Genomic DNA, 25,629 nt, shown 5'->3' on the forward strand with positions numbered 1-25,629 from the left:
CTCGTCACGGAGTGCGACGGGTACTCGCCGGAAGTTGCGGCGAGACGGCCCCAAACGTCACCGTTTCGGCGGTCTCCACGGCCGGGTACTTGCGCGATCCGCCCCGGCCCGTGTGGACTACGGCCAGTGCCGCGCGTACGCGCGCGGTCGAAGCATTTTTCCGAAGACGATCAGGAGGCAAGCCGTGAGCGCGACCGCGGACCACGCGGAGGAGCGGACCAACCCGGCAGCGAGGCTGGGGTTCGAGCCCGGACAGGTGGTCCAGGAGATCGGTTACGACGACGACGTCGACCACGATCTCCGCGAAGGCATCGAATCCCTCATCGGCCAGGAACTCGTGGACGAGGACTACGACGACGTCGCCGACGTCGTGCTGCTGTGGTTCCGTGACGAAGACGGTGATCTCACCGACGCCCTGGTGGATGCCATCGGTTTTCTGGAGGACAACGGCCAGATCTGGCTGCTGACTCCGAAGACCGGCCGCGACGGCTACATCGAGCCGAGCGACATCAACGATGCCGCGCAGACCGCCGGTCTCTCCCCGGCCAAGAGCATCAGCGTCGCCAAGGACTGGACGGGCACCCGCCTGGGCAGCCCGAAGCGCTGATCCCTCGATCGCTGCACGGAGCCCCCACCGGCCACGGCCGGTGGGGGCTCTGCGCGTCCTCTGGGCCTATTAGGGTGGGTTTCACCGGATCGGCCCAAGGGCTGGGCCGCCGGGCGAAGGGATGCGTACGCGATGGCGATCGAGATCGGCGCCCGGGCTCCTGACTTCGAGCTGAAGGACAACCACGGGCGCACCGTGCGGCTCTCCGACCTCGCCGGAGACGGCCCGGACGGGCGGAACGTGGTGCTGTTCTTCTACCCCTTCGCCTTCACCGGCGTCTGCACCGGGGAGCTGCGCGAGCTCCGCGACCACCTGGACACCTTCGTCAACGACGACACCCAGCTGCTGGCGGTCTCCGCCGACTCCATGCACACCCTGCGCGTCTTCGGCGAGCAGGAGGGGCTGGAGTTCCCGCTGCTGTCCGACTTCTGGCCGCACGGCGCGGTCTCCCGGGCCTACGGCGTCTTCGACGAGGACAAGGGCTGCGCGGTGCGCGGGACCTTCGTCATCGACCGGGCCGGCACGGTCCGCTGGAAGGTCGTCAACGCCCTGCCGGACGCCCGCGACCTGGACGAGTACGCGAAGGCCCTGGCGGCCCTCTGAGGGGTCCTCGGCCAACACTCGGGCGAAACGTCTGTTTCGACTGGGAACCCGTCACTAGGATCCAGACGTTGATCCGATGCCAACGCACGACTGGGGGCGCTGCCCCTGGAAAACAATGGAGGGACTCGTGGGAGTCAGCCTCAGCAAGGGCGGCAACGTCTCGCTGACCAAGGAGGCCCCCGGCCTGACCGACGTCACCGTCGGTCTGGGCTGGGACGTCCGCACCACCACCGGTACGGACTTCGACCTCGACGCCAGCGCCATCCTGGTGAACGCGGAGGGCAAGGTCCGCAACGACCAGGACTTCGTGTTCTTCAACAACCTGAAGAGCGCCGACGGCTCCGTCGAGCACACCGGCGACAACCTCACCGGCGAGGGCGAGGGCGACGACGAGCAGGTCAAGGTCAACCTGGCCGGTGTCCCCGCCGACGTCACGAAGATCGTCTTCCCGGTGTCGATCTACGACGCCGACAACCGCCAGCAGTCCTTCGGCCAGGTGCGCAACGCGTTCATCCGCGTGGTGAACCAGGCCGGCGGCGCCGAGATCGCGCGGTACGACCTCTCCGAGGACGCCTCGACCGAGACCGCCATGGTCTTCGGCGAGCTGTACCGCAACGGCGCCGAGTGGAAGTTCCGCGCCGTCGGCCAGGGCTACGCCTCGGGTCTGCGCGGCATCGCGCAGGACTTCGGCGTCAACGTCTGACCGACACCAGCACGTCCCGTCCGGCGCCGCACCCTCCGTGCGGCGCCGGACGCGCCTCATCACCAGTCACCACCGGGGAGGAACCACCGTCATGGGCGTCACGCTCGCCAAGGGAGGCAATGTCTCCCTCTCCAAGGCCGCTCCCAACCTCACCCGGGTCCTGGTGGGACTCGGCTGGGACGCGCGCTCCACCACCGGAGCCCCCTTCGACCTCGACGCCAGCGCGCTGCTGTGCCAGTCGGGCCGGGTGCTCGGCGACGAGTACTTCGTCTTCTACAACAACCTCACGAGCCCCGAGGGCTCCGTCGAACACACCGGCGACAACCTCACCGGTGAGGGTGAGGGCGACGACGAGTCGCTGATCGTGGACCTCGGCAAGGTCCCGGCCCACTGCGACAAGATCATCTTCCCCGTGTCGATCCACGAGGCCGACAACCGCGGCCAGTCGTTCGGCCAGGTGGCGAACGCCTTCATCCGGGTGGTGAACCAGCTCGACGGCCAGGAGCTGGCCCGTTACGACCTCTCCGAGGACGCCTCCACGGAGACCGCGATGATCTTCGGGGAGCTCTATCGCTACCAGGGCGAATGGAAGTTCCGCGCGGTGGGGCAGGGGTACGCGTCCGGCCTGCGGGGCATCGCTCTAGACTTCGGGGTCAACGTTTCGTAAAGCCGCGTTATCACACGATGGGGTAGACAGTGGTTCTGAAAACCTTCGGCTGGTCGTTCGCGATCACCGTGCTCGGCCTGGCCGCTGCCGTGGTCTACGGGGGGTGGGAGGCGTTCGGGATCGTCGCGATCCTCTGCGTCCTGGAGATCTCGCTCTCCTTCGACAACGCGGTGGTCAACGCCGGAATCCTGAAGAAGATGAACGCCTTCTGGCAGAAGATCTTCCTCACGATCGGCGTGCTCATCGCCGTCTTCGGCATGCGGCTCGTCTTCCCCGTCGTGATCGTCGCGGTCAGCGCCAAGATCGGCCCCATCGAGGCCGTCAACCTCGCGCTGAACGACGCCGACCGGTATCAGGAACTGGTCACCGACGCGCACCCGTCGATCGCCGCCTTCGGTGGCATGTTCCTGCTGATGATCTTCCTCGACTTCATCTTCGAGGACCGTGACATCCAGTGGCTGCGCTGGATCGAGCGCCCGCTCGCCAAGCTGGGCAAGGTCGACATGCTGTCGGTCTGCATCGCCCTGGTCGTGCTGCTGATCACCGCGATGACCTTCGCGACCCAGGCCCACCAGCACGGCGGCGCCCACGTCGACAAGGCCCAGACCGTGCTGATCTCCGGCATCGCCGGCCTCATCACGTACCTCGTCGTCGGCGGTCTCTCCGGCTACTTCGAGAACAAGCTGGAGGAGGAAGAGGAGCGCGAGCACGAGGCCGAGGAAGCGGCCAAGCGCAGCGGCAAGAAGGTCACCGCCGTCCAGCTCGCCGGCAAGGCCGCCTTCTTCATGTTCCTCTACCTGGAGGTCCTCGACGCCTCCTTCTCCTTCGACGGCGTCATCGGCGCCTTCGCCATCACCAACGACATCGTCCTGATGGCCCTCGGCCTCGGCGTCGGCGCGATGTACGTCCGTTCCCTCACGGTCTACCTGGTCCGCGAGGGCACCCTCGACGACTACGTCTACCTGGAGCACGGCGCCCACTACGCCATCGGCGCCCTGGCCGTGGTCCTCATGGTCAGCATCCAGTACGAGATCCCCGAGATCATCACCGGCGGCATCGGCGTCGCCCTGATCGGCTGGTCCTTCTGGTCCTCCGTCCGGCGCAACAAGCGCCTCGCGGCGGCCGAGGGCTCGGGAGACAAGACAGAGGTGCCGTCCGGGGTGTGACGTCCCCGACAATGAGGAACGCTCTCTGCGGGGCGGCCGGTGCACCCGGCCGCCCCGCGGCGCGTGACCGGGGTGGGCGACGAATGTGGGGGGTGGGGGCGCATGGCCTTCTGGGACAACCTGTTTCCGGGCCGGGCGGACGATTTCGACATGGGCGGCGCGGGCAACTCCATCGACCTGACCAGACGCCGCCCGCTGGTCTCCCTCAGCAAGCAGGGCGCCGCCACCGGCAGCCTGCGGGTCAACCTCTCCTGGCGGATGCGCACCTCCGACCTCGACGGCCGCCCCCGCCAGGCCGGCGGCCTGCTGCGGCACCCCTCGCGGCTCTTCAAGCCCGAGGAGGTCCAGGCCCACACCCAGGGCGTCGTCAACGTCGACCTCGACCTCGGCTGCCTCTACGAGCTGGCCGACGGCACCAAGGGCGTGGTGCAGCCGCTCGGCGGCTTCCTCGGGCACATGAACGAGCCGCCGTACGTGCAGCTCAGCGGCGACGACCGGTTCGGCGCCCCCTCCGGCGAGACGATCTTCGTCAACCTGGACCACCGGGACGAGATCAAGCGGCTGCTCTTCTTCGTCTACATCTACGACCAGACGCCCGCCTTCGACCGCACCCACGCCAAGGTCACGCTCTACCCGAGCAACGGCCCGCGGATCGAGATCGAGCTGGACGAGCACGCCCCGCAGGCCCGCTCCTGCGCCGTCTTCAGCGTGCAGAACCTCAAGGGCGAGCTGACCGTCCGCCGCGAGGTGCGCTTCGTGTACGGCTTCCAGGCCGAGCTGGACCGGCTGTACGGCTGGGGCCTCCAGTGGGGCCGCGGCTACAAGACGAAGACCTGAGCCCCGCCGCGTTCAGCGGACGAACTGCGGACCCATCGGCGGCATCCGGAACTCCCGCACCGGCTGCGGATACCCGTACGCGGGCCCGCCCGCCTGGACCGGGGCCGTCGCCGGGAGCGGCGGGGCCACCGGCTGCGGCGGCACCGAAGGCGGCGGCGGCACCGGCGGCAGCGACGGCGGGGTCACCGCGACCGCCGCGGCGGCCTCCGGCACCGGCTGCACCATCGTCGCGTCCAGGTCCGCCCCGGGCACCGCCGCGTCACGGGGCTCCCCGTCCGCCGCCTCGGCCGAGTCGTCCACCGAGACGCCGAAGTCCGTCGCGAGCCCCACCAGGCCGGTCGGATAACCCTGGCCGACCGCCCGGAACTTCCAGCCCTCCCCGCGCCGGTACAGCTCGGCGCAGATGACCGCCGTCTCCTCGCCCGTCTCCGCCGCCACGTCGAAGACCGCGAGCGCGTCCCGGTCCCCGGCGCCCGGCGCCGCGTCGTACAGCAGGATCCGCAGGTCGGAGACCGAACGGAAGGTGTCACCGTCCGATGAGGCCGCGATCACCACCCGGTCGACCGAGGCGTCCAGCGCGCCCAGCTCGGCCTCCACCGTGTCCGTCAGGCCCTCCGGCCCCCGCTTCTTGGACAGCCGGCGGACCAGCCCCGAGGGATGCCGGGGCTGGTTGTAGAAGACGAAGTCCTCGTCGGACCGCACGCGCCCGTCGCCGCCCAGCAGCAGGGCGGAGGCGTCCACGTCCGGCACCCCGGGGCCCGGGGTCCAGCGGAGCACGGCCCGTACGGCCGCGGTGTCGAGAGGGACGTTGGAGCCCTTCAGCATCGCGTGCGTCATGCCCGTCATCATTCCTGCCCGCCCGCCTTCCGGACAACGCGGGGGGCCGGATGCGGACGAGTTACCTGAACTTCACGCACGTGGGGAACTACGGACACCCTCACCTACGTACTATTACCGGCCACATCTCATCAGGGCCTCCCGGGCCAGTCGGGGGAGATACATGCGTCATTTCGGGCACATCCCGGCCGCAACGCGGACCAGGCTGTTCCATCAGGAGCCGGCCGCGTTCACGGCCGCCTCTCCCGCGCGCACGCTCGCGGTCGCCCTCGGCGCCACGCTGTACAGCCCCGCCACCCGGCCCCACCTCGCCCACGACGTGCGCAAACAGGCCGCCCGCGGGGTCGCCTCCATGGTCCTCTGCCTGGAGGACTCCATCAGCGACGCCGAGGTCGAGGCGGGCGAGGCCAACCTCGTCCGGCAGTTCGCCGAGCTCGCCGCCGGCGCCGCCCCCGACGGCGCCGACCTGCCCCTGCTCTTCATCCGGGTCCGCGAGCCCCGCCAGATCACCGACCTCGCCCGGCGGCTCGGCGAGACGCTCCGGCTGCTGTCCGGATTCGTACTGCCCAAATTCACCGAGAGCCGCGGCCGGGACTTCCTCGACGCCCTCGCCGCCGCCGAGCACGACCACGGCCGGCGCCTCTTCGCCATGCCCGTCCTGGAGTCCCCCGAGCTCCTCCACCTGGAGACCCGGGCCGAGACCCTGGCCGGCATCGCCGCGATCACCGCCAAGCACCGCGACCGCGTCCTCGCGCTGCGCCTCGGCGTCACCGACTTCTGCTCCCACTACGGCCTGCGCCGCTCGCCCGACATGACCGCCTACGACGTCAAGATCGTCGCGAACGTCATCGCCGACGTCGTCAACGTCCTCGGCCGCTCCGACGGCACCGGCTTCACCATCACCGGCCCCGTCTGGGAGTACTTCCGCCCCGGCGAGCGCATGTTCAAGCCCCAGCTCCGCCGCAGCCCCTTCCTGGAGGGCCGGGCCGAGGACCTGCGCACCGCGCTCATCGAACACGACCTCGACGGGCTGCTCCGCGAGATCGAACTCGACCGCGCCAACGGCCTGCTCGGCAAGACCTGCATCCACCCCACCCACGTCCCGCCCGTGCACGCGCTGTCCGTGGTCAGCCACGAGGAGTTCAGCGACGCCCAGGACATCCTGCGGCCGGAACGCGACGGCGGCGGCGTGCTCCGCTCCGCGTACACCAACAAGATGAACGAGGTGAAGCCGCACCGCGCGTGGGCCGAACGCACCCTCCAGCGCGCCGAGGTCTTCGGTGTCGCGCGCGAGGACGTCGGCTTCGTGGAGCTGCTCACCGCCGGCCTGGCCCGGCTGACGGAAGGCTGACGTACTCCGATGGACACCGTGTGGTCGGGAAGCTGGGTCGCCGAACGGCTCGGCGTAGGGCTCGACGGCGACGAGACCCTGCCGGACCTGCTGGGCCTCGCCCTGCGCCGCAACCCCAAGCGGGCCCACCTGCTGGTCTCCAACGTGCTCGGCAAGCACGTGCCCCAGCGCCCCTCCGTCGTCCGCGACGCCGGACACGGCCTGGGCGTCCGCGTCCGCCGCCTGCTCGGCGACGAGCGGGCCGCCCAAGCCGTCGTCCTCGGCTACGCCGAGACCGCCACCGGCCTCGGCCACAGCGTCGCCGACGGCCTCGCCCTCGCCCCGTACCTCCACTCCACCCGGCGCGCCGTCGACGGCGTCGCCACCGCCGGCGGCTTCGAGGAGTCCCACTCCCACGCCACCTCCCACCTGCTGCTCCCCGAGGACCCCGGGCTGCTCTCCGGCGACGGGCCGCTGGTCCTCGTCGACGACGAGTTCTCCACCGGCAACACCGTCGTCAACACCATCCGCGAGCTCCACGCGCGCCACCCGCGCGGGCACTACGTCGTCGTCGCGCTCGTCGACATGCGCGCCCCCGCCGACCGGGACCGGCTCACCGCCTTCGCCGCGGAGCTCGGCGCCCGCGTCGACCTGGTCACCCTCGCCGCCGGCACCGTGGAGCTGCCCGACGGCGTCCTCGCCCGCGGCCAGGAGCTCGTCGCCCGCCACGAGGCCGCCGCCCCCGCCCCGGCCCCCGCCGCCCGCCCCGCCCCCGAGCGGATCGCGCTCGACTGGCCGCGCGGCCTCCCCGACGGCGGCCGGCACGGCTTCACCCCCGGACACCGCGAGCGCCTGGAGGCCGCCCTGCCGGGCATGGCCGCCCGGATCGCCGCCGCCCTGACCGAGGGCCCCGGCGGACACGGCGGCCCCGGCGCGTCCGGCCCCGCCGTCCCCTCCCGCGTCCTCGTCCTCGGCTTCGAAGAGCTCATGTACGCCCCGCTGCGCCTGGCCGCCGAGCTGGAGCGGACCGGCGCCGCCGCCGAGGTCCGCTACTCCACCACCACCCGCTCGCCCGTCCTCGCCGTCGACGACCCCGGCTACGCGATACGGACCCGGCTCGTCTTCCCCGCCCACGACGAGCCCGCCGACGGCCCCGGCGAGCGCTACGCCTACAACGTGGCGGGCGGCGGCTTCGACGCGGTCGTCGCCGTCGTCGACTCGGTCGCCGACACCCCCGAGCTGCACGCCCCGGACGGACTGCTCGCCCAGCTCGCCGCGCACATACCGCGGGTCGTGCTGGCCGTCGTCCCCTCGTACGCCCCCCAGGTCACCGAAGCTCCCGAAAGGAGCTCCATGCTGCCCGAGCCCCTCCGCGGCCCCGCCTTCTCCTCGTACGCCCCCGAAGAGGTCGGCTGGCTGCTCCAGGACCTCTCGGACGTCGAGCTGGAGGCCCCCACCGAGGAGCGCGAGGAGGCCATCCAGAGCGGCGGCGCCCACTACGCCGAGTCGCTGCCCGTCGAGTACCAGCCCAGCGCCCGCTACCAGGAGCTGTTCCAGGCCGCCCTGGAAGGCTCCGCCGCCCGGATCGCGCGCGCCGTCGGCACCGTCACCGAGACCGTCCTCGCCGAGCGCGGCAAGCAGCCCGTCCTCGTCTCCCTCGCCCGCGCCGGCACCCCCGTCGGGGTCCTGATGCGCCGCTGGGCCCAGCACCGGCACGGCCTCGAACTCCCGCACTACGCCGTCTCCATCGTGCGCGGCCGAGGCATCGACGCCAACGCGCTGCGCTGGCTCGCCGCCCACCACGACCCCGCCGACGTCGTGTTCGTCGACGGCTGGACCGGCAAGGGCGCCATCACCCGCGAACTCGCCGAGGCCCTGAAGGAGTTCGACGGCTTCGACCCCGAGGTCGCGGTCCTCGCCGACCCCGGCTCCTGCGTCCGCGTGCACGGCACCCGGGAGGACTTCCTCATCCCCTCCGCCTGCCTCAACTCCACCGTCTCCGGCCTCGTCTCGCGCACCGTCCTGCGCCCCGACCTGGTCGGCCCGCACGACTTCCACGGCGCCAAGTTCTACCGCGAGCTGGCCGGCGCCGACGTCTCCGGCGCCTTCCTCGACGCCGTCACCGCCCGCTTCGACGAGGTCGTCGCCGACGTCGAGGCCGAGGTCACCCGGCTCCTCGCCACCGACCGCACCCCCACCTGGGAGGGCTGGCGGGCCGTCGAGCGGATCAGCGAGGAGTACGGCATCCACGACGTCAACCTGGTCAAGCCCGGCGTCGGCGAGACCACCCGGGTGCTGCTGCGCCGGGTCCCCTGGAAGATCCTGGCCAAGCGCGGCGCGGGCGCCGACCTCGCCCACGTACGCCTGCTCGCCGAACAGCGCGGGGTGCCCGTCGAGGAGGTCGACGACCTGCCGTACAGCTGCGTCGGACTCATCCACCCCCGCTACACGCGCGGCGCCACCGGCGCCGACGGCACGGCGGTGGTGTCCCGATGAGCACCGCGACCCCGGCCGTCCTGGTCGCCAGCGACCTCGACCGCACCCTCGTCTACTCCACGGCCGCCCTCTCCCTCGGGATGCCCGACGCCCACGCGCCCCGGCTGCTGTGCGTCGAGGTCCACGAGTCCAAGCCGCTCTCGTACCTCACCGAGACCGCCGCCGGGGAACTGCGCGCGCTGGCCGCCGAGACGCTCTTCGTCCCCGCCACCACCCGCACCCGCAAGCAGTACCAGCGCATCCGGCTGCCGCTCGGCACCCCGCCGCGGTACGCGGTCTGCGCCAACGGCGGGCACCTCCTCGTCGACGGCGTCTCCGACCGCGACTGGCAGGACCACGTGCGCCGCACGCTCGCCGCGTCCTGCGCCCCGCTCGCCGAGGTCCGCGCGCGCCTCACCGACACCACCGACCCGTCCTGGGTGCGCAAACACCGGGTCGCCGAGGAGCTGTTCGCCTACCTCGTCGTCGAGCGCGACCGGCTGCCCGAGGAATGGCTGACCGGCTTCACCGCCTGGGCGGACGAACGCGGCTGGAACGTCTCCCTCCAGGGCCGCAAGGTGTACGCGGTGCCCCGGCCGCTCACCAAGAGCGCGGCCGTCCGCGAGGTCGCCCGCCGCACCGGCGCCACCCTCACCCTCGCCGCCGGCGACTCCCTCCTCGACGCCGACCTGCTGCTCGCCGCCGACCGGGCCTGGCGCCCGGGCCACGGCGAGCTCGCCGACGCCGACTGGACCGCCCCGCACGTCGAGGCGCTGGCCCAGCGGGGCGTGGCCGCGGGCGAGGAGATCCTCCGCCGCTTCCGCGCCGCCGCCCGCGCCCACACCGCGCCGGCGCCCCGGCTCGACGGAGCGCTCCCGGACCCGGTCTGAGGGCCCTGCCGGCCGTCGGCTAGCCGCAGCACCCGCCCCCGCAGCAGCCGCCCCCGCCGCCACCGGCGGCGGGCGCGGCGGAGGAGCCCTTGGAGCCCCCGACCGCGACGGCGGAGAGCAGCTTCACGGTGTCGTCGTGCCCGGCGGGGCAGGCGGCGGGGGCGGCGGACTCGGCCATCGGGCGGCTGAGCTCGAAGGTGTCTCCGCAGGTGCGGCAGCGGTACTCGTAACGAGGCATGGGCTCAGCGTACGGCGTACCGCTACGCCTTCCCCCGCTCCTCCCGGATCTGCTCGACGACCCGCGCGGCCGTGCCCCGGATCGCCTCCAGCTCCGTCAGGAAGGCCCAGTAGTCGGGGTGCCGCCCGCTGTCGAGCCCGGCGACCGCGCGGTCGATCCGGGCGACCGCCTCGTCCAGCGGCCGGGCGTGCCGGGGCTCGGGGGTGCTGCGCCCGGCCATGGCGAGCCGCTGGGCGTCCCGTACGGCGAAGCGGGTGCGGTCGATCTCGGCCCCCGGGTCCTTGGCGACGGCGTTCAGGCGGCGCAGCCGGTCCCCGGCGGCGGCCACGCCCTCGTCGCCGGAGTCGAGCAGGGCGCGGGCGGTGGCGAGCAGCGCGGTGGCGTCGGGCCAGCGCTGCTCGTCGCGCGCCTTCGCGGCCTCGGCCAGCCGCTCCTCGGCCTGGTGGGCGGCGGTGGCGGCCTGCTCGGGCACGTGCTGGAGGTCCTGCCAGCAGGCGGCCGAGAACCGGCGGCGCAGCTCGGACAGGACCGGCTCGACCCCCTCGGCGCGGGTGGCGAGGGCCTGGGAGCGGGTCCGCAGGGAGACCAGCCGCTTGTCGGTCTCGCCGGCCCGCTCGGGCACCCGGGCCGCCTCGGCCCGCATCGCCTCGGCCTCGCGCAGGACGCGGTCGGCGCGCTCCAGGGTCTCGGCGACGCCGTGCCGGCCGGCGCCCTCGTTGAGGCGGGTCAGGTCGGGCCCGAGCAGCGCGAGCCGCCGCGCGAGCTCGTCGGCCCGGAAGCCCTGCTCGCGGGTCGTATCCAGGGCGACCGCGGCCTCGCGCAGCGCCTGCCGGGCGCGCTCGACGGCGGGCACCAGCCGGGCGAGCTGCGTCTCGGCCCGCCCGAGCAGCGGCGCGAGGCCCTGCTCGAACCGGTCCAGCTCGCCCTTGACCCGCTGGAGCTCGTCCCGGGCCCGCCCGAGCGCGGCGGTGGCGCGGGAGGCGGCGGCGCCGTCCAGCAGCTCGCTGTCGAGGTCGTGGGCGTCGACGGCCTCGATGTACGTGTGGCTGACCTCGTCGATCCGCCGCCCGAGCGCGGCGAAGCCCTCGACGGCGCGGCGGGCCTCGGGGGAGTCGTCGGCGGCGGTGATGGTCTCGATGGAGATCCGCAGCCCGCGCTGGGCGGTGTCGAGCTCGTAGAAGGCCGCGGCGGCGGCGTCCTTCGCGGCCTGCGCCTCGGCCCGCCGGCTCTCGTCCCGCCCCCCGAACCAGCGCCGCGTCCCGCCGCCCGCGAAGGCGCCCGGCAGCACCGCGAGGAGGAGCACCGGGAGGACGAGCCCCAGCCGAACCACACCGGTCACCCCGGCCGCCGCCCCGCCCCTGTCCTCGGTCGCCGCCACGTTTCCTCTCCCGTGCTGTGTCCGCCGTGTCCGCTGTGCCCGGTCCGGTTCATTCTCCCACCCGCTAGGGACGAAGACACGGCCCGATCAGTTCACCGCGAACCCCCTCCTATCGGTTTGCGGTGCCCACCGGTGCGCCATGTACGCTGTTGCTTCCTTCCACGGGTGCGTAGCTCAGGGGTAGAGCGCTGCTCTTACAAAGCAGATGTCGGCGGTTCGAAACCGTCCGCGCCCACCAGGGAAAGCCGCAGGTAAGACGCGGTAAAGGCCCCTCAGCCGCAAAAGGCTGAGGGGCCTTTCTCACGATCGATGCCACATCGATGCCACATCCCCCTGGGATCGGGCCTCTTTGGTGTACCAAAAGGGCTGTGCACAGGAGCCACCCTCGACACCCTGCTCCTCATCGCCGACGCGATCGGCGTCCCTCTGGCCGAGCTGGTGAGGTAGCCCCGGCCGGCCGTGGGGGAACGGATTCCGGCTGGGGCGGTCTGTGTGGGGTTAGCGCGCGATGACGAACCCGCGGGTGGGCCGCTTGCGCGCGGCGGCAGCCGCGGCGGCGAGGGTCATCTCGGTGATGTCCTTGCCGTCATGGTCGACGACCTGCCAGGGGCCGGCCGGGTAGTCCGGGTTCTCCGGCTGGAGGGTTCCGGGGATTCCGTGCTGCCGCATGGTGTCGTGCAGGGCGGCGACCTCGCGCGCGTCCATGGCTCTCCGTCCGTAGAGGGGTTGCCGAGCCTAGCTGTCGCCTCCTCCGCTGTTGCAGTGGCTGGCGCACTTGCCCGGGTTGATCGTTCCGCAGCCGCCGGGCATCGGCGTGTGCCGGGTCACGCCGACGAGCATGTCCCGTCGGCCGGCCCACAGCGCGGTGTCGGGGGTGTAGCCGGCCTGCTCGATGAGGGCCATGGTGCGGGCGAGGGTGTCCGGGTCGTGCCGGGCGGCCTCGGGTCGTTCGGGGTAGTGGTGGACGGTGCGGCCCAGGCGGCTGCACAGGGTGGCGTACAGGTGGGTGTGCAGGATGAGGGCGTGCCAGCCCTGGTCGACCTCCTCGGTGGGGGAGATCTTCACCTGCGGGAACAGGGCAGCAGCGGCCACGAACTTGAGGGCCTCTTCGGCGATCCGCCCGGCGTAGAACGGGTCCCAGTCCGGGTTGTTGTCGAGGACGGTGTACATCACGCCGTTGAACGCCGTGTCGCTGAGCAGAGCGCGCGGGCTGGTGCCGATGCCGACGGGGCCGGTCGGCGCGCAGGGCGGCGGCGGCTTCGACGGCTCGTTGGTGCAGGCCATGGTTCCTCCTGGTGGATTCTCGATGGTGCCCATGGCCCGCCCTGGCCGACCCAGGGCGGGAGCTCAGGTGGTGACGCCGATGACGATGAGGCCGAGCAGGCAGAGGACGATCAGGACGTAGCAGATCTGCCGCCCGAGCTCCGTCACGGCGACTCCAGAGGGACGGGTGGCAGCTCCGTACGGCCGACGAAGGCGGCGCGGCGGCTCGTGCGCCGGTGCTCACGGAGCTCCTGGAGCAGGGCCCGCCCGGCGATGCCGAGCTGCCGGGCGTAGCTCCAGTTCCCGAGCGGGCCGCCCCCCGGCCCGGCCTGGACGAGCTCGATCCACATCCGCACGGCAGCTGTGCCGCGCTCGGGTCGCTCGCCCTCGAGGATCAGCGCGATGCCGTCGGCGAGGGACGAGCAGTGGGTGAGGAGATCGTTCGTGAGCTGGGCGATGGCCGCGTCGCTCGGGCAGTGGTGCTCCAGCCGGACGGCGAACGCGATGTGCCTCTCGGCCTCCGCCTCGACGTGCTCCTCTATGCCGTCGGCCGCCGTGGCGAGCGCGGCTCCGAGGTCGACCGCGACCAGCGTCTCGGCCGGCCTGTCGTGCTGGGGCTCCTCGTCCATGCTCGCTCCTGGTGGGTCGGTGGAATCGTGCGTTCGGCTCCTTGCCGGGCCGGTCGCCGACCCGAACTCTGACTCCGACCGGCGGTCTGGCGCCATGGCTCCCGGACAGTGAAAACGCCCGTACGTCATGGCGGTGAAGTGATTCCGGCGTACGGGTCATCGTGCCGAGATGAAAACCGTCCGAAGCCCTCTGGCCAGCAACTACCTTGGTTCCGGGAGGTCTTCATGCCGCGTAGCGACAGCAAGCGAAGCGCAGCCCGGGCCATCACAGCCCAGGCCCATGCCGAGGACTGGACACCGTGGCAAACCGCCGCGGCGATCCACCGCGAAACCGCGTGCGGACTGCTGCAAGCGCACCGCCTCGCGCACGACTGGACCCTTGCGGACGCCCGCACGCACCTGGCCGCACTGGGGGCGCGAGTCACCGTTCAGCAGCTGTCGAGCTGGGAACGCGGGAAGGGGCGCCCTGGCGACGCCAACCTCGACCTGTTGTGCCGCATGTACCGCACGCGAGCCGATCGACTCGGGTTCGGCTCCGACTACACGCCCGCCCCCGATGGGCCAGCGCCGACGCTGCCGATGCCGCGTGAGCCCTCGCGGGCGGGACGCCTGGATACGCCGGGGGCGCCGATGTCCCTCTTCGAGCTGCGGGTTAGCGCGACGGCGCTCCTCGGAGGGTCCGTTGCTGAGACGACGCTCGACCAGCTGGAGCGCAGCGCCGCCGAGCACGGACACGAGTATCAGGTCCTGCCGCCGTCCGCGCTGCTCGCCGGATCCATCGGCGACTTCCGGGCCGTCAAGGGCTTACTCGCAGAGCGGCAGCCAGCTGACGTTCGCGCGCGGCTGTGCCGGATCGCCGCGCAACTCGCCGGCACCACTGGGATAGCGCTCGTGGCCCTCGGGGAGCACCGTGAGGCACGGTCCTGGTACCACCTTGGGCAGAGCCTCGCGGAGGAAACCGGCGACCGGGCGCTGCGCGCGTGGCTGCTCGCCCGCGAGGCGGTGATCCCTTTCTACTTCGGCGCGCCTGCGGCTGCCTTGCAACTTGCGGAGCGAGCGCGGCTCGTTGCGGGCTCGTCGGTGTGCGCCACCGCCGCGTGGGCTCCGGCGCTGGAGGCTCGGGCCCTGGCCCGACTGGGGCGGGCTCGCGAGGCGCAGGATGCTCTCGCGCTTGCCGAGGCGGCGTTCGCGCGGCTCGGTACGGCAGACACCTCCGACACGGCATACGGGTACACCGAACGGCAGCTCGTGTGGCACGGCGGCAGCGTGTGGGCCACGTTGGGCGACACGCGACGTGCACAAGCGGCCCTGCACCGGGCGCGCGGCCTGTACTCGCCGACGGAGTACCTCGACCAGACGCTGATCTCGATGGACGAGGCGCAGAGTCTGGTCGCGGTCGGCGAGGTGTCGGTCGCCTGCCGGGCCACGGAGCGCCTGCTGCTGGCCCTCCCGTCCGAGCACTTCACCGGGATCGTGATCTCACGGGCCCGTGAGATGCTCGCAGCGATCCCGGTGCGCGAGGCGGCGGCGGCTCCCGCGCGAGACCTGCGTGCGCTCGTCGCCGCTGCACCATCGGTTACGGACGGCGCGCCAGCAGTTGAAGCAGACCCGTGACGGCTACACCCGCGACGATCTGCCGAGCGTCGATCATGTCCTGGATCTTGTCGAGGGCGACCCACTCGATGCGGTCTGCCTCATGCGTGTCGACCGGCTCGGCGATCTTTCGGGCGCCTCGGGCGAGGTAGACGTGGTGCACGGCGTCGCACATGCCGCCGATGGGCTCGCTGTAGGCGAGCGGGGTCAGCTGCTCGGGTGTGACCTCGTATCCGGTCTCCTCCAGCACCTCGCGGAGCGCGGCCGCCTCAGGCGTCTCGTCATCCTCGACGATGCCGCTCGGGATCTCCCACGACCACGAGCCGGTCGCGAACCGGTGCCGCCACATGAGCAGGACGCGGTGGGCGTCGTCGATCAGGACGACGGCGGCAACCGGCGCCAGCTTGATCAGGTGGTGTTCGTAGCGGTCGTGTCCGGGCGGCTCGACGTCGACAAGGTCGAGGCTGACCCATGGGCTGCTGTAGACGGGGCGTGCCCCGTGCACTGTCCACTCGCTCATGGGGGCCACCCTCGCACAGTCCGTGATCCGCAGAAACGACGAAGGAGCCCCCCGCCCGAAGGCGAAGGGGGCGTGCCTGCTAGCTCGCCTCGCCCGGGACGGGGAAGCCCTGCTCCTTCAGATCCGCGTGGTACGCCGCCTGCGCGGCCTCGGCGCGGTCCTTCGCCTCCTCAAACTTCTCGACGGTGCCGTGCGATGCCTCGGCCAGGCCCTCCTGTGCCGCCACGTGCGCGTTCACCAACTTCGCCGAACGGTCATGGATTTCGGACAAATGAAACTCCACTTCTACCCCGCCACCTTGGCGGGGCGGTGGTCAAGGTACGCCCGACTCGACGGCCTCGCTCACCGGGTTTCGCCCCGGTAGACTGGCTCGCTTCGCCAAAACGCAGCCCCCCCGCGCCGTAGCGCAAGACGGGGCTTCGTCCATCAGTCGGCGAGCGCGCGGCCCTTCAACGGCGCGGACGCGGGCCGCTGGCAGGCGAGGGTGTCCGCGTTCCCGGCCAGCGGATGCAGCGTGTGCCCGTCCGGGCAGGCATGCCTGTCCAGGCCATCCCGGCCCGGGGACGAGATGGTTCAGCCGAAGTGCGGTGCTCCTACCCAGAGCGGAGGCCGCTGCGGGAACAAGGCGATCACGGGGACCTCTCGGTGCTCCAAGCATCAGGGTGCGTGGTCCCCGTACGGGGTCGAGCAACGAAAGAAGAAGGAAGCCGAAGCGAAGATGAAGAAGCTTCGGAAGAAGCGGTAGCGAGTCGTCGAGTGCGGTGGGCCGACATTCAGAGGTGACAACAACGGCGGCGGATCACGGCGGTTGCGCGTGAGCTGCCGCGGCCTTAGTGCCCCGCGATCCGCCCTGGGGAGGGTGCCCCCCCCAGATGCCGGCGGTTCGAAACCGTCAGCGCGCAGCGGGACGAGGTCCCCGGTCGACTCGACCGGGGGCCTTCGTGTTCACTGAAGCTCCCGATTGACAGGAGACCCGCGTGTTCGGCAACGACGCACTGCCCATCGTGGTGCTGCACGACCTGGAAGACGTCCGCGCGGAGCTCGTCGCGGAGCTGGGGGCGGCGGGGGAGGCTGAGCGGCCCGGTCTCGAAGCGGCGCTGCGGGTGGTGGACCGTCGGGCGGCGGTCGATGACGGGGAGCACGTCCGCCGTTGGGTGTCGCGCACGCTGGCGGCGGCGGGGGTCGACCCCGCGCAGGACTTCGTACGCGCCGTGAAGACCCTGCGGGAAGCCGCCCCGGGGCTGGGCCTCGTCGCGGCGAACGACCTGGTGAAGTCGGTCGCTCCGGCGGGCTGAGGCGCCGGGGTCGACCGTGCTGCGTCAGCGGCACAGCCCCGCGATCAGCTCCTCGAAGTACGGGAACTCCGCCGCGGCCTCGGCGACGATCGCCGCCGCGGGGGCGCGGCGGCCGGGGGCGTGGTGTTCGGCGACGGCCGATAGATGGGGGTCGGGGCGGCCGGCGTCCGGGCCGGGCGGGCCGTACGGCGGGACGGCCTCGCAGGGGCCGAGGCCGTCGGCCAGCAGCCACAGGAAGGCGCCGAGATCCCGGGCGACGACCCCGGTCTCACCCTCGGAGCCGAGGAAGACGACGGGCTGTTCGGCCTGTTCCCGGCCCGGGTGTACGAGCCAGAGGGCCGCGTAGCCGCCGGTGCCGTCCCGGCCGAAGACCCGGAACCGGTCGCCGTCGAGCGTGTCGTCGCCGGTCCACGCGCGAAGCCACTCCGTGGTGTCGTCGGCGCTCAGGAACGCCTCGAAGGGCTCGAAGTCCACCCCGTCCCGGACGGTCAGGGCGGCGGCGAGTGCGGCGGGGAACCGCCGGTCTTCTCGGGTCGGCATGCGGACAGGGTAGCGAGCGTCAGCCTGCGGCCCGCGCGCTCGACGGCCACGACGGCGACCGCCACCTCGTCCCCTGGCACGACGCCGGCCGCGTCCCCGGGCACCAGGCCCTCCACCCCGTCGGCGACCCGGACGAAGAACCCGAACGGGACCACCTTGGTCACCCTCCCGCGCAAGGTCCCACCGGCCTCCACACCGTCCGCGAACGCCAGGAACGGGTCCGGCCGGACCGCCCGCAGCGACAGCCTGGCCTCACCGTTCCAGGTGTCGAACTGGAGGAATACACACGAGACGCGCTGCCCGACCCGCACGACGTCGGTGGCCGATTCGAAGTGCTCCCAGGCCAGTTCGGGATGGGTGATGAACCCGACGCCGGGGAAGACCGGGTGCGGGGGCCCGTCGTCGAGCGCCACGAACACCCCGAAACGCTCGACGGCCGCGACCACCCCGGCCAGCACCTCCCCCTCCCGCCGCGCCGTCAGGAACCGCCACAACTCCGGGTGAGCGGTGGCCGTCATCGCCAGGCGGACCTGCTCCTCCTCCAGGTCGACGGCGATCACCTCGGCGCTGATCCGCTGTCCGGTCCGCACGGCCGCGGCCTGTTCCCGGACCCAGGAGACGTCGGACGAGGAGACCCGCCCCAGCGGACGGTCCGCGAACCCGTCCAGCGTGACCACCACTTCCCGGTGCCGCGTGATCTCCGCGACGGTCCCCCCGCACAGATCGCCGACACGAATCCCCGCCAGAAACCCCCGCGCGTCCTGCCCCGTACCCTCCGCCACCGTCCCCATGCGGCACAGGCTCTCACGCGGTCCCGAGCGGCCGGGTGGGGAGCTGTCCCGGTCCGCCGGCCCCCCCCCCGGAAACCGGTGGCGGGCGGATGTCGGGCGGGGTCACGATGTGATCATGAGTGAGATGCCTGTGCGGTGGACCGAGGCCCGTGTTCATCCCGACATGTGGGCCGATCCCGACGCCGATCCCCGGCACCGGGGCGACGGCGGGGGCGAGGGCGAGGGCGGTGGGGAGCGGGAGACCCTTCGGGGGTTTCTCCGGGACTACCGGCTCACCTTGCTGATGAAGTGTCAGGGGCTCGACGCCGAGCAGCTCGCGCGGCGGTCCGTGCCGCCGTCCACGATGTCGCTGCTCGGGCTGCTGCGGCACCTCGTCGAGGTCGAGCGGGACTGGCGGAACTGGATCGTCGACGGGGAGCCCGAGCCGCGGGTCTACGGCGGGCGGGACGCCGACTTCCACGGGGCCGTCGCCGAACCGGCCGTCGTCGAGGCCGCGTACGCCGATCTGGCCCGCGAGCAGGCCGCCACCGACGGCGCGCTCGCCGCCTTCCCGGACCTCGGGGCGCGGTTCGGGCCGGACGCCACCTCGATCCGGGAGCTCATGGTGCACCGGATCGAGGAGTACGCCCGCCACTGCGGCCACGCCGACCTGCTGCGCGAGTGCGTCGACGGCCGGGTCGGTCAGTGAGGCCGCCGGGGTGACCGGACGCGGGCGGCCAGGGCCAGCAGGCTCAGGCCGAACATCAGGACACCCAGCGGGACATGCACCGACGGCACCCCCGCGACGCCCAGCACCACCTGCGCCGACGCCAGCAGCAGGAAGCCCGTCGCGTACAGGATCGGGCGCGGGCCGCCGCCGCCCGGCCGCCAGGCCAGGACCGCCGCCAGCACGTACAGCATCGACGCCCCGTACATCACGCGCGCCCCTATGCCGTGCAGCGTCTCGCCGTACGAGGTGGTCAGCAGCAGGCCCGCCGTCGTCGCCTGGAGGAAGAGGGTGGCGGTCTGGAGGGCGATCGCGACGCGCAGGAACGTTTCGGTCTTCAGAGTGGCGGCGGGGGCCGTTGTTGTCATGGTGGCGTCCTTCGTGTCGTCCGTGCGCGGTAGCTTTCGCTTGTCTGACGACGCGGCGGACCGGAATGTGAGGCGCACGGTGGGCGAGGGGTACGGGGGGTACGGGGGAGACGTCGGCTTGCTTCTTTCCGAGCGGCGGCGGCTCACCGATCTCGCCTACCGGCTGCTCGGTTCGCTCGCCGAGGCCGAGGACGCCGTCCAGGAGACGTACGCCCGCTGGTACGCCATGACCCCCGAGCGCCGCGACGCCGTCCGGGTGCCCGGCGCCTGGCTCACCACCGTCGCCGGGCGGATCTGTCTCGATCTGCTCGGTTCGGCCCGGGCCCGGCGCGAGCGGTACGTCGGCGCCTGGCTGCCCGAACCGCTGCCCGACCGGGCCGAAGGCGGCGGGCGCGCCGCCGATCCCGCCGACCTCGTCACCCTCGACGAGTCCGTCCACATGGCCTTCCTCGTCGTGCTGGAGTCGATGACACCGGCCGAGCGCGTCGCCTTCGTGCTGCACGACGTCTTCGCGTACCCCTTCGGCGAGGTCGCCGAGATCGTCGGCCGCAGCCCGGCCGCCTGCCGGCAGCTCGCGTCCTCCGCCCGCCGCCGGATCGACGGCGCCCGGGCCCCCGCCGGGCCGCCCGCCGCCGGACAGGCCGGTGTCGTACGGGACTTCAAGCAGGCGTGGGAGGCCAAGGACATCGAGGCGCTCGTCGGCCTCCTCGACCCCGCCGCCGTCATGACCGCCGACGGCGGCGGGCTCGTCGGCACCGTCCTGCGGCCCGTCGAGGGCGGCGCCCGGATCGCCGACTACCTGCTCTTCATCGCGGGCAAGGCCCCGGGGCTGCGGCTCCGGGAGCGTTCGGTCGGCGGGCGCCCGGGGCTGGTCGCCGAGGCCGGCGGCGCCGTCGTGACCGTCGCCGCCTTCGACCTCGCCGAGGACGGGCGGACAAAACCCGTCGGGCGTATCGGGCGGATCTGGGTCGTTCGCAACCCCGAGAAGCTGCGGCCTTGGACGGGGGGCTGAACGGGGTTGACGCGCGTTCCGGCGCGGCGGTCTACTCCCAGGCATGGATGACGTGGGGGACGCGCCCGACGGGGACGTGCGGAGCGGCGTGACGACGATGACGCCGCAGGACTACCTGGAGACCCGGCTCGCGCAGTACCAGCAGTGGTACGACCGCAAGGCCACGAAGATGAAGGCGATGCATCTGCGGATGCGGACCGTCTCGGTCGTCGGGGGCGCGCTGGTGCCCGTCCTGGTCAACCTGGACCTCGGCTTCGCGCGGATCACCGCGACCGTGCTCAGCCTGGTCGTCGTCGCGTCCGTGTCGCTGGAGAGCGTCTACCGCTACCGGGAGCAGTGGAAGAACTACCGCTCCACCGAACAGCTCCTCGGCCACGAGCGGATCTACTTCGCCGCGCGCGTCGGGCCCTACCACCGGCTCTCGGACCGGGACTCCTTCACGACGCTGGTCGCGCGCGTCGAGAAGGCCATCGCCAGCGAGAACTCGGCCACGCTCAACGTCATGACCCTCGGCGGGCAGGTCAACAGCGAGCTCCAGCAGTACGGGCTCCCCCCGCAGCGCGAGGAGAGCCCGAAGGAGTCCGTGGGGCCGGCCGGGTCGGCGGGCCCTGCCGGGTCCGCCGGGTCTGGTGGGCCTGCCGGGCCTGCCGGACCTGCTGGTTCCGGCGTCAGCACATGACCGAGTCGACCCGGGTCGAGTTGTACGAGCAGGTGTCGACGCGGGCGTTGTTGGACTTGCGCAGCGTCGCCGTGTCCCGGTCGTTGTTCCAGACGTACGCGCCGCGGCCCTGGTAGAGGTTGGTCGCGGTGTTGGTGCCGCGGCCGGTGCGGACGGTGACCGTCTTGCCCTTGCCGAGGGTGAAGTTGCCGAAGGTGTACTTGTGGTTCGACGCGTCCGTCAGCGTCCAGCCCTTCAGGTTCACCGCCGCGCCGGTGGTGTTGCGTATCTGCACGTACTCGGCGTTGAGGCTGGCCGTGCTGCGGGTGTCCTTGCCCGGGCTGTCGTAGTAGATCTTGTACAGGTGGACCGAGCCGGCCGCCTGGGCGGGCGAGGGCAGCAAGAGCAGGCCGGCTGCGGCGGCGGCAGCGGCGGTCGCGACGGTGCGCGTACGGAGCATGGGTGTCCCTTGGCGTGGTGGGGCGGATGCGTGGTGACCGGCCGGGCCCGCCCCTACGGGCGCCCGGCGAGCACACAGGATACGCACGGCCTTCACAACTTCCCCATGGAATGGTGGGGGTGGGGTGCACGGTGGCCGGATTTCGCCCCTCCCGGGGCCCGGCCTCCTCCGGCGCCCCCTCCGGCGCCCCCTCCGTCGGCCTCCCGCCTCACGCGTCGAAGTCGTACTCCAGGACGTACGACGCCGAGTCCAGCGTCATCTCGTTCAGCTCCACCGGAACCCCCTCCTCCGTGAACGCCGTCCGGCAGATCAGGATCACCGGCGTGCCGAACTCCAGCGCCAGCCGCTCCGCCTCCTCGGCCGTCGGCATCCGGGAGCGGATCTCCTCGCGGAAGTGGACCGGCCGGTGGCCCAGTTCGGCCAGCCGGGCGTAGGTGCCGCCGGGGCCGGTGTCCGGCTGCGCGATCGCGGTGCCCTCCGCGAGGGCCGCCGGGAGGTACGAGACGGAGAACAGCACCGGCTTCTCGTCCAGTACGAAGCGCCGGCTGCGCATGCACACGGCGGCGTCCGCCGAGGCCAGGTCCAGCACCCTCGCCACCCGCGCGCCCGCCGGGGCGGCGGCCCGCACCTCGATCTGGTCTACCAGGAGGGACCGGTCCGCGATGTCCGCCGACCAGACCGAGCGGCCGGCGCCCCAGTGGGTGTGCGCGAGCCGCGGGATGCCCCGGCGGCGCAGCGGCCGGAACCTGCGGACGAACACCCCGGCGCCCTTGCGCGCCTCCGCGAGGCCCTCGTTGCGCAGGACGGACAGGGCCTGGCGGGCGGTCATCCGGGCCACGTCGTAGGTGGACATCAGATCGTTCTCGCCGGGGAGGCGGTCGCCCGGCGCGAAGTCACCCGACTGGATCGCGGTTCTCAACTCGTCGGCGATGCGCTGGTACTTGGGCCGACGACCGCTGTCCTGGTCAGTCATGGGTGGACCACTCCCTTCCGTCTGCGGGACACCCTACGGCCCGGTTCTCCGAGGTGGTGTACACCTGTGCGCCGTCCCGCGCCGCCGATCCATCCTTCGGGGGACATCTCTAGAGATGCGTTGACAGAGGGGGGTCTCAGGGCTTCTCTGGGTGTATCTATCTGATCTCTGTCGGAAACCCCGCCGGTTCCCGGCGGCTCTCTGCCCACGGGACGGAGGCAATGCGTGCAGCCCATGCCCGAGGTCGGTGACCTCGTCCGTGATACCGCCACCGGGCGGGTCGGCTTCTACGTCGACAGCGTCTCCGGCCGCTTCCTCATCCGGCCCGTCAACGGCGGCTGCGCGTGGGAGGCCGAACCGGCCGACGTGCAGCTCGCGACGCCCATGCGGGAGCTGCGGGCCCGTGCCGCCGAGATCAACGCGCGCAGCAGACGCGGGCTCGGCGGCTGAGGGCGGCCGGGGGCCGGGGCGGGCTTCCGGGGGCGTTGTCAGTGGGGCGCGTCACACTGGAGGCATGTGCCGCAGCATCAAGACCCTCCGACCGCCGGCCCTCCCCGAAGAGGCCACCGAGGACGACATCCGCGCCGCCGCCCTCCAGTTCGTACGCAAGGTGTCCGGCTTCCGGGCGCCCGCCGCGCACAACCGCGAGGTGTTCGACCGGGCCGTGGACGAGATCGCCGAGGCCACCGCGCGCCTCCTGGCGGGGCTGGAGGTGCGGGGCGCCCATGCGCACGCCCACGCCCACGACCACGCGCCCGCGCCCGGGGACGGGTAGGGCCCGGGGACGGGTAGGGCCCGGGTCGGCGCCCGGGTCAGCCCGCCGTCGCCGGGGCCGTGGCGGGGCGCCGTATGACGTACGCCGCCACCCCGCCCGCCAGGAACAGGGCCAGGACCGGTACGCAGGCGCCGAGCCAGGTCGCGCCCAGCCAGCGCCCGCTCAGCCAGCCGAGCCCGACGCTGTACGTGGCCCAGGCCGCCGCCGCCAGGGCCGACCAGGGCAGGAAGTCCTGGAGCCGGCGGCCGGTCGCGCCCGCGCCGAGCGAGACCACGGAGCGGCCCGCCGGGGCGAAGCGGGCCAGGACGACGAGCAGCCCGCCGCCGCGCGCCAGCGTCTCGCCGAGACGTTCCTGCGCGGTGGCCAGGCGCCGGGAGCGGGCGACGGCCCGCGCCAGCCTGGTCCCGCCGCCCCGGGCCAGCCGGTACGCGAGGAGGTCGCCGAGCACGGAGGCGGTGGCCGCGCAGAGCAGCAGCGGGAGCAGGGCGGGGGCGTAGCCGCCCGCCGCGCCCGGGGCGGCGGCCACGGCGGCGGCGGACGAGGCCGTCGCCGCGGTGACCACCAGGATGCCGCTCGGCAGCACGGGCAGCAGGACGTCGAGCAGGATGGACGTCATCACCGCCGCGTAGATCCACGGGCCCGTGGTCAGCGCCTGCAGCGACCAGCCCGCGCTGTCGAGCACGTTCACGGCGCCGAGCCTACGTGGCGGGCTCCGCCACGGGACCGGCCGGGGCCGTGTTGTGCCGTGCCGTCACGCCGCGACGGGCGGGCGCTCCTCCTCGCGGGCCCGCACGGCGGCTCCGCCGCGCGCGCCGAAGAGCCGGTCGAGGGCCAGCGCGCCCGGCCCGGTGAAGACGAGGAGCAGGAAGGCCCAGCAGAACAGGGCCGCGCTCTCGCCCGCGTTCTGGAGCGGGAACAGGCCCTGGGACTGGTGGACGTCGAAGTACGCGTACGCCATCGAGCCGGAGGCTATGAAGGCGGCGCTGCGGGTGCCGAGGCCCAGCAGCACCAGGCCGCCGCCGACGAGCTGGATGACGGCCGCGTACCAGCCCGGCCATGAGCCTGTCTGCGCCTCGGTGCCGCCGAGCACTCCGAAGAGCGTGGCGGCGCCGTGGCAGGCGAAGAGCAGGCCGGTGACGACGCGGAACAGGCCGAGGGCGTACGGCTGCGCCTGATTCAGGCGGCCGGCAAGGGTGTTGTTCATGTGGGGGGCTCCTGTGGGGGACGAGAAACCGGAGCCTTTAGGTTAGGCACCCCTCACTAGTACTTGCAACTTCAACATTCGGCCTTTCGCGTCGGCGGCCGTCGTCGGCGGCTGCTGCCGGAAGCCGTCGTGGGCAGCCGCCGACGCGGGTGGTCAGCAGCCGTTCAGGACCGACTGGAGCGCGCTCTTCTCCGCCGGGTCGACGCTCAGGTTCCACGCGTACTTCACGTGCACCCACATCCGGGCGTACGTGCAGCGGTACGAGGTGAGCGGGGGCATCCACTGGGCCGGGTCCTTGTCGCCCTTGGACTGGTTGACGTTGTCCGTGACCGCGATGAGCTGGGGGCGCGTCAGGTCGTTGGCGAAGGACTGGCGCTGGGCCGTCGTCCAGGAGTTGGCGCCCGAGCGCCATGCCTCGGCGAGCGGGACGACGTGGTCGATGTCCAGGTCCGAGGCGGCGGTCCAGGTGGCGCCGTCGTATTCGGAGTACCAGCTTCCGGCGGTCGCGGCACAGCTCGCGTCCGTCACGACGTTCACGCCGTCCCGCTTGAGGACGGTCTCGCGGGTGTTGCAGGTGCCGGACTGGGTGATCCAGTGCGGGAACAGGTCGCGGCTGTAGCCGGTGGTGGAGCCGGCCGCCGTGACGGTCAGGGAGGCCAGGTAGGTGCGGGCGGTGGCGGCGCTGACCGGGGTGGGCGGGGCGGCCTGGGCGGCCGGGGCGGTGGCGAGGAGGCCGGTGACGCTCAGGGCGGCGGAGGCGGCGAGGACGGCTATGCGACGCGCGTAGACGCTGGCGGCGGACATGCGAACTCCCTTGGGGTGGGGGGACCGTGGCCGTGACCGGCCCCCGCGCGGGTGGGTGCGGACGGGCGCCGGCCGGCCCGGTCATCGTGACCGCGCCGGGTTTCCGTGGGGGGAGCGCCAGGTAACAGGGTGGCGACATGGGCACGTCACATCAAGGGGTGGGACGTGAGAGGTGGCGGGGTGTGACGGGGCGGCAGTTCCCCTGCGGGGTCCTAGGTCCTGTCGTCACACTCGCGTCGTCGCCCGGAGGGCGGCCTCGCGGCGTCAGGTGCGTGCTCTCGGCGTGCCGGGCGCACGCCCTCGTACT

Annotated in this window: 32 protein-coding genes and 1 tRNA gene; 17 read left to right on the forward strand and 16 right to left on the reverse strand. The window is 72.6% G+C overall.

Annotated elements, in window-relative coordinates:
* The first annotated feature begins 184 nt into the window (after positions 1-184).
* The 6 genes from AB0C99_RS16110 (at position 185) to AB0C99_RS16135 (ending at position 4,583) form a co-directional block, all read left to right on the forward strand.
* Positions 185-607, forward strand: coding sequence for a DUF3052 domain-containing protein (locus AB0C99_RS16110; RefSeq protein WP_362475254.1), 423 nt, complete (start codon positions 185-187; stop codon positions 605-607).
* Positions 608-739: 132 nt separating this feature from the next.
* Entirely contained in the window at positions 740-1,210 is a 471-nt protein-coding gene (locus AB0C99_RS16115; RefSeq protein WP_362475256.1) for a peroxiredoxin, read from the forward strand.
* A gap of 127 nt (positions 1,211-1,337) precedes the next feature.
* Positions 1,338-1,913: a TerD family protein gene (locus AB0C99_RS16120; RefSeq protein ID WP_362475258.1), complete on the forward strand. Its 576-nt coding sequence runs from the start codon at positions 1,338-1,340 to the stop codon at positions 1,911-1,913.
* A 91-nt stretch (positions 1,914-2,004) separates the two neighbouring features.
* Positions 2,005-2,580, forward strand: coding sequence for a TerD family protein (locus tag AB0C99_RS16125; protein ID WP_362475260.1), 576 nt, complete (start codon positions 2,005-2,007; stop codon positions 2,578-2,580).
* 29 nt (positions 2,581-2,609) lie between these two features.
* Positions 2,610-3,746 carry a DUF475 domain-containing protein gene (locus tag AB0C99_RS16130; protein ID WP_362475262.1) on the forward strand — a complete coding sequence of 379 codons (1,137 nt, stop codon included), beginning with the start codon at positions 2,610-2,612 and terminating at the stop codon, positions 3,744-3,746.
* Positions 3,747-3,848: 102 nt separating this feature from the next.
* A complete protein-coding gene (locus AB0C99_RS16135) occupies positions 3,849-4,583 on the forward strand; it encodes a Tellurium resistance (RefSeq protein ID WP_362475264.1) in 735 nt (244 codons plus the stop codon).
* A 12-nt stretch (positions 4,584-4,595) separates the two neighbouring features.
* Here the strand turns inward: AB0C99_RS16135 and AB0C99_RS16140 are convergent, their stop codons facing one another.
* A complete protein-coding gene (locus tag AB0C99_RS16140) occupies positions 4,596-5,429 on the reverse strand; it encodes a TerD family protein (RefSeq protein ID WP_362475266.1) in 834 nt (277 codons plus the stop codon).
* A gap of 154 nt (positions 5,430-5,583) precedes the next feature.
* Between AB0C99_RS16140 and AB0C99_RS16145 the strand changes: the two genes are divergently transcribed.
* The 3 genes from AB0C99_RS16145 to AB0C99_RS16155 are packed head-to-tail and all read left to right on the forward strand — an operon-like array spanning position 5,584 to position 10,115.
* Positions 5,584-6,771, forward strand: coding sequence for an HpcH/HpaI aldolase/citrate lyase family protein (locus tag AB0C99_RS16145; RefSeq protein WP_362475268.1), 1,188 nt, complete (start codon positions 5,584-5,586; stop codon positions 6,769-6,771).
* A 9-nt stretch (positions 6,772-6,780) separates the two neighbouring features.
* Entirely contained in the window at positions 6,781-9,246 is a 2,466-nt protein-coding gene (locus tag AB0C99_RS16150) for a phosphoribosyltransferase (protein WP_362475270.1), read from the forward strand.
* Positions 9,243-10,115: an HAD family hydrolase gene (locus AB0C99_RS16155; protein WP_362475272.1), complete on the forward strand. Its 873-nt coding sequence runs from the start codon at positions 9,243-9,245 to the stop codon at positions 10,113-10,115. The genes AB0C99_RS16150 and AB0C99_RS16155 overlap by 4 nt, the downstream gene beginning before the upstream one ends.
* 19 nt (positions 10,116-10,134) lie before the next feature.
* Here AB0C99_RS16155 and AB0C99_RS16160 read toward each other — a convergent pair whose 3' ends face one another.
* A complete protein-coding gene (locus tag AB0C99_RS16160; protein ID WP_362475274.1) occupies positions 10,135-10,353 on the reverse strand; it encodes a zinc ribbon domain-containing protein in 219 nt (72 codons plus the stop codon).
* 22 nt (positions 10,354-10,375) lie between these two features.
* The gene (locus AB0C99_RS16165; RefSeq protein WP_362475317.1) at positions 10,376-11,692 is read right to left on the reverse strand and encodes a hypothetical protein; all 1,317 of its coding nucleotides are present in this window, start codon (positions 11,690-11,692) and stop codon (positions 10,376-10,378) included.
* Between the two features lie 202 nt (positions 11,693-11,894).
* Between AB0C99_RS16165 and AB0C99_RS16170 the strand changes: the two genes are divergently transcribed.
* Positions 11,895-11,969 (forward strand) — tRNA-Val (locus AB0C99_RS16170).
* A 260-nt stretch (positions 11,970-12,229) separates the two neighbouring features.
* Here the strand turns inward: AB0C99_RS16170 and AB0C99_RS16175 are convergent.
* The 3 genes from AB0C99_RS16175 to AB0C99_RS16185 form a co-directional block, all read right to left on the reverse strand.
* Entirely contained in the window at positions 12,230-12,436 is a 207-nt protein-coding gene (locus tag AB0C99_RS16175) for a hypothetical protein (RefSeq protein WP_362475276.1), read from the reverse strand.
* A gap of 30 nt (positions 12,437-12,466) precedes the next feature.
* Positions 12,467-13,015 carry a hypothetical protein gene (locus tag AB0C99_RS16180; protein ID WP_362475278.1) on the reverse strand — a complete coding sequence of 183 codons (549 nt, stop codon included), beginning with the start codon at positions 13,013-13,015 and terminating at the stop codon, positions 12,467-12,469.
* A gap of 143 nt (positions 13,016-13,158) precedes the next feature.
* The gene (locus AB0C99_RS16185) at positions 13,159-13,623 is read right to left on the reverse strand and encodes a hypothetical protein (RefSeq protein WP_362475280.1); all 465 of its coding nucleotides are present in this window, start codon (positions 13,621-13,623) and stop codon (positions 13,159-13,161) included.
* A gap of 225 nt (positions 13,624-13,848) precedes the next feature.
* Between AB0C99_RS16185 and AB0C99_RS16190 the strand changes: the two genes are divergently transcribed.
* The gene (locus AB0C99_RS16190; RefSeq protein WP_362475282.1) at positions 13,849-15,237 is read left to right on the forward strand and encodes a helix-turn-helix transcriptional regulator; all 1,389 of its coding nucleotides are present in this window, start codon (positions 13,849-13,851) and stop codon (positions 15,235-15,237) included.
* Here AB0C99_RS16190 and AB0C99_RS16195 read toward each other — a convergent pair.
* Positions 15,200-15,736 carry an NUDIX hydrolase gene (locus AB0C99_RS16195; protein ID WP_362475284.1) on the reverse strand — a complete coding sequence of 179 codons (537 nt, stop codon included), beginning with the start codon at positions 15,734-15,736 and terminating at the stop codon, positions 15,200-15,202. The genes AB0C99_RS16190 and AB0C99_RS16195 overlap by 38 nt on opposite strands.
* Before the next feature lie 79 nt (positions 15,737-15,815).
* A complete protein-coding gene (locus AB0C99_RS16200; protein WP_362475286.1) occupies positions 15,816-16,007 on the reverse strand; it encodes a hypothetical protein in 192 nt (63 codons plus the stop codon).
* A gap of 706 nt (positions 16,008-16,713) precedes the next feature.
* Between AB0C99_RS16200 and AB0C99_RS16205 the strand changes: the two genes are divergently transcribed.
* Positions 16,714-17,031 (forward strand): hypothetical protein, encoded by a 318-nt coding sequence (locus tag AB0C99_RS16205; protein WP_362475287.1) that lies wholly within the window; start codon positions 16,714-16,716, stop codon positions 17,029-17,031.
* 24 nt (positions 17,032-17,055) lie between these two features.
* On the opposite strand, the gene AB0C99_RS16210 is transcribed toward AB0C99_RS16205, so the two are convergent.
* Together AB0C99_RS16210 and AB0C99_RS16215 are read right to left on the reverse strand one after the other, a co-directional pair.
* Complete coding sequence (locus AB0C99_RS16210) at positions 17,056-17,571, reverse strand: SMI1/KNR4 family protein (RefSeq protein WP_362475289.1); 516 nt, start codon at positions 17,569-17,571, stop codon at positions 17,056-17,058.
* Positions 17,520-18,248 carry a S1 RNA-binding domain-containing protein gene (locus AB0C99_RS16215; RefSeq protein ID WP_362475291.1) on the reverse strand — a complete coding sequence of 243 codons (729 nt, stop codon included), beginning with the start codon at positions 18,246-18,248 and terminating at the stop codon, positions 17,520-17,522. Before AB0C99_RS16215 ends, AB0C99_RS16210 begins: the two co-directional genes overlap by 52 nt.
* A gap of 229 nt (positions 18,249-18,477) precedes the next feature.
* Here AB0C99_RS16215 and AB0C99_RS16220 point away from each other — a divergent pair, with 229 nt between their 5' ends.
* Complete coding sequence (locus AB0C99_RS16220) at positions 18,478-19,050, forward strand: DinB family protein (protein ID WP_362475293.1); 573 nt, start codon at positions 18,478-18,480, stop codon at positions 19,048-19,050.
* Here the strand turns inward: AB0C99_RS16220 and AB0C99_RS16225 are convergent.
* The gene (locus AB0C99_RS16225) at positions 19,044-19,436 is read right to left on the reverse strand and encodes a hypothetical protein (protein ID WP_362475295.1); all 393 of its coding nucleotides are present in this window, start codon (positions 19,434-19,436) and stop codon (positions 19,044-19,046) included. The two genes, AB0C99_RS16220 and AB0C99_RS16225, sit on opposite strands and share 7 nt — an antisense overlap.
* 118 nt (positions 19,437-19,554) lie before the next feature.
* On the opposite strand from AB0C99_RS16225, the gene sigJ reads away from it, so the two are divergent.
* Entirely contained in the window at positions 19,555-20,448 is an 894-nt protein-coding gene (gene sigJ / locus AB0C99_RS16230; RefSeq protein ID WP_362475297.1) for an RNA polymerase sigma factor SigJ, read from the forward strand.
* A 43-nt stretch (positions 20,449-20,491) separates the two neighbouring features.
* Positions 20,492-21,127 (forward strand): DUF4231 domain-containing protein, encoded by a 636-nt coding sequence (locus tag AB0C99_RS16235; RefSeq protein WP_362475299.1) that lies wholly within the window; start codon positions 20,492-20,494, stop codon positions 21,125-21,127.
* Here the strand turns inward: AB0C99_RS16235 and AB0C99_RS16240 are convergent.
* A complete protein-coding gene (locus AB0C99_RS16240; protein ID WP_362475301.1) occupies positions 21,117-21,566 on the reverse strand; it encodes a lamin tail domain-containing protein in 450 nt (149 codons plus the stop codon). The two genes, AB0C99_RS16235 and AB0C99_RS16240, sit on opposite strands and share 11 nt — an antisense overlap.
* Positions 21,567-21,774: 208 nt before the next feature.
* The gene (locus AB0C99_RS16245) at positions 21,775-22,539 is read right to left on the reverse strand and encodes a GntR family transcriptional regulator (protein ID WP_362475303.1); all 765 of its coding nucleotides are present in this window, start codon (positions 22,537-22,539) and stop codon (positions 21,775-21,777) included.
* Between the two features lie 234 nt (positions 22,540-22,773).
* Between AB0C99_RS16245 and AB0C99_RS16250 the strand changes: the two genes are divergently transcribed.
* Both AB0C99_RS16250 and AB0C99_RS16255 read left to right on the forward strand, forming a co-directional pair.
* Positions 22,774-22,989, forward strand: a complete 216-nt coding sequence (locus AB0C99_RS16250; protein WP_362475319.1) for a hypothetical protein — start codon at positions 22,774-22,776, stop codon at positions 22,987-22,989.
* A gap of 64 nt (positions 22,990-23,053) precedes the next feature.
* Positions 23,054-23,314 carry a DUF2277 domain-containing protein gene (locus AB0C99_RS16255; RefSeq protein WP_362475305.1) on the forward strand — a complete coding sequence of 87 codons (261 nt, stop codon included), beginning with the start codon at positions 23,054-23,056 and terminating at the stop codon, positions 23,312-23,314.
* A gap of 37 nt (positions 23,315-23,351) precedes the next feature.
* Here the strand turns inward: AB0C99_RS16255 and AB0C99_RS16260 are convergent, their stop codons facing one another.
* The 3 genes from AB0C99_RS16260 to AB0C99_RS16270 all read right to left on the reverse strand — a co-directional run bounded on the left by AB0C99_RS16260 (position 23,352) and on the right by AB0C99_RS16270 (position 25,322).
* Positions 23,352-23,996, reverse strand: coding sequence for a VTT domain-containing protein (locus AB0C99_RS16260; RefSeq protein WP_362475321.1), 645 nt, complete (start codon positions 23,994-23,996; stop codon positions 23,352-23,354).
* Positions 23,997-24,065: 69 nt separating this feature from the next.
* The gene (locus AB0C99_RS16265) at positions 24,066-24,518 is read right to left on the reverse strand and encodes a DoxX family protein (protein WP_362475307.1); all 453 of its coding nucleotides are present in this window, start codon (positions 24,516-24,518) and stop codon (positions 24,066-24,068) included.
* 153 nt (positions 24,519-24,671) lie between these two features.
* A complete protein-coding gene (locus AB0C99_RS16270) occupies positions 24,672-25,322 on the reverse strand; it encodes an HNH endonuclease family protein (RefSeq protein ID WP_362475309.1) in 651 nt (216 codons plus the stop codon).
* Between the last annotated feature and the right edge of the window lie 307 nt (positions 25,323-25,629).

The organism is Streptomyces sp. NPDC048659, from assembly GCF_040650575.1.
Taxonomy (GTDB): domain Bacteria; phylum Actinomycetota; class Actinomycetes; order Streptomycetales; family Streptomycetaceae; genus Streptomyces.

What these genes read in the sequence shown, in the direction of transcription:
- AB0C99_RS16115 (WP_362475256.1), top strand. Translation starts at nt 740, where the DNA reads ATGGCGATCGAGATCGGCGCCCGGGCTCCTGACTTCGAGCTGAAGGAC.
- AB0C99_RS16125 (WP_362475260.1), top strand. Translation starts at nt 2,005, where the DNA reads ATGGGCGTCACGCTCGCCAAGGGAGGCAATGTCTCCCTCTCCAAGGCC.
- AB0C99_RS16135 (WP_362475264.1), top strand. Translation starts at nt 3,849, where the DNA reads ATGGCCTTCTGGGACAACCTGTTTCCGGGCCGGGCGGACGATTTCGAC.
- AB0C99_RS16140 (WP_362475266.1), bottom strand. Translation starts at nt 5,429, where the DNA reads ATGACGGGCATGACGCACGCGATGCTGAAGGGCTCCAACGTCCCTCTC.
- AB0C99_RS16145 (WP_362475268.1), top strand. Translation starts at nt 5,584, where the DNA reads ATGCGTCATTTCGGGCACATCCCGGCCGCAACGCGGACCAGGCTGTTC.
- AB0C99_RS16150 (WP_362475270.1), top strand. Translation starts at nt 6,781, where the DNA reads ATGGACACCGTGTGGTCGGGAAGCTGGGTCGCCGAACGGCTCGGCGTA.
- AB0C99_RS16155 (WP_362475272.1), top strand. Translation starts at nt 9,243, where the DNA reads ATGAGCACCGCGACCCCGGCCGTCCTGGTCGCCAGCGACCTCGACCGC.
- AB0C99_RS16160 (WP_362475274.1), bottom strand. Translation starts at nt 10,353, where the DNA reads ATGCCTCGTTACGAGTACCGCTGCCGCACCTGCGGAGACACCTTCGAG.
- AB0C99_RS16175 (WP_362475276.1), bottom strand. Translation starts at nt 12,436, where the DNA reads ATGGACGCGCGCGAGGTCGCCGCCCTGCACGACACCATGCGGCAGCAC.
- AB0C99_RS16180 (WP_362475278.1), bottom strand. Translation starts at nt 13,015, where the DNA reads ATGGCCTGCACCAACGAGCCGTCGAAGCCGCCGCCGCCCTGCGCGCCG.
- AB0C99_RS16185 (WP_362475280.1), bottom strand. Translation starts at nt 13,623, where the DNA reads ATGGACGAGGAGCCCCAGCACGACAGGCCGGCCGAGACGCTGGTCGCG.
- AB0C99_RS16190 (WP_362475282.1), top strand. Translation starts at nt 13,849, where the DNA reads ATGCCGCGTAGCGACAGCAAGCGAAGCGCAGCCCGGGCCATCACAGCC.
- AB0C99_RS16195 (WP_362475284.1), bottom strand. Translation starts at nt 15,736, where the DNA reads ATGAGCGAGTGGACAGTGCACGGGGCACGCCCCGTCTACAGCAGCCCA.
- AB0C99_RS16210 (WP_362475289.1), bottom strand. Translation starts at nt 17,571, where the DNA reads ATGCCGACCCGAGAAGACCGGCGGTTCCCCGCCGCACTCGCCGCCGCC.
- AB0C99_RS16220 (WP_362475293.1), top strand. Translation starts at nt 18,478, where the DNA reads ATGAGTGAGATGCCTGTGCGGTGGACCGAGGCCCGTGTTCATCCCGAC.
- AB0C99_RS16225 (WP_362475295.1), bottom strand. Translation starts at nt 19,436, where the DNA reads ATGACAACAACGGCCCCCGCCGCCACTCTGAAGACCGAAACGTTCCTG.
- AB0C99_RS16235 (WP_362475299.1), top strand. Translation starts at nt 20,492, where the DNA reads ATGGATGACGTGGGGGACGCGCCCGACGGGGACGTGCGGAGCGGCGTG.
- AB0C99_RS16240 (WP_362475301.1), bottom strand. Translation starts at nt 21,566, where the DNA reads ATGCTCCGTACGCGCACCGTCGCGACCGCCGCTGCCGCCGCCGCAGCC.
- AB0C99_RS16245 (WP_362475303.1), bottom strand. Translation starts at nt 22,539, where the DNA reads ATGACTGACCAGGACAGCGGTCGTCGGCCCAAGTACCAGCGCATCGCC.
- AB0C99_RS16250 (WP_362475319.1), top strand. Translation starts at nt 22,774, where the DNA reads ATGCCCGAGGTCGGTGACCTCGTCCGTGATACCGCCACCGGGCGGGTC.
- AB0C99_RS16255 (WP_362475305.1), top strand. Translation starts at nt 23,054, where the DNA reads ATGTGCCGCAGCATCAAGACCCTCCGACCGCCGGCCCTCCCCGAAGAG.
- AB0C99_RS16265 (WP_362475307.1), bottom strand. Translation starts at nt 24,518, where the DNA reads ATGAACAACACCCTTGCCGGCCGCCTGAATCAGGCGCAGCCGTACGCC.
- AB0C99_RS16270 (WP_362475309.1), bottom strand. Translation starts at nt 25,322, where the DNA reads ATGTCCGCCGCCAGCGTCTACGCGCGTCGCATAGCCGTCCTCGCCGCC.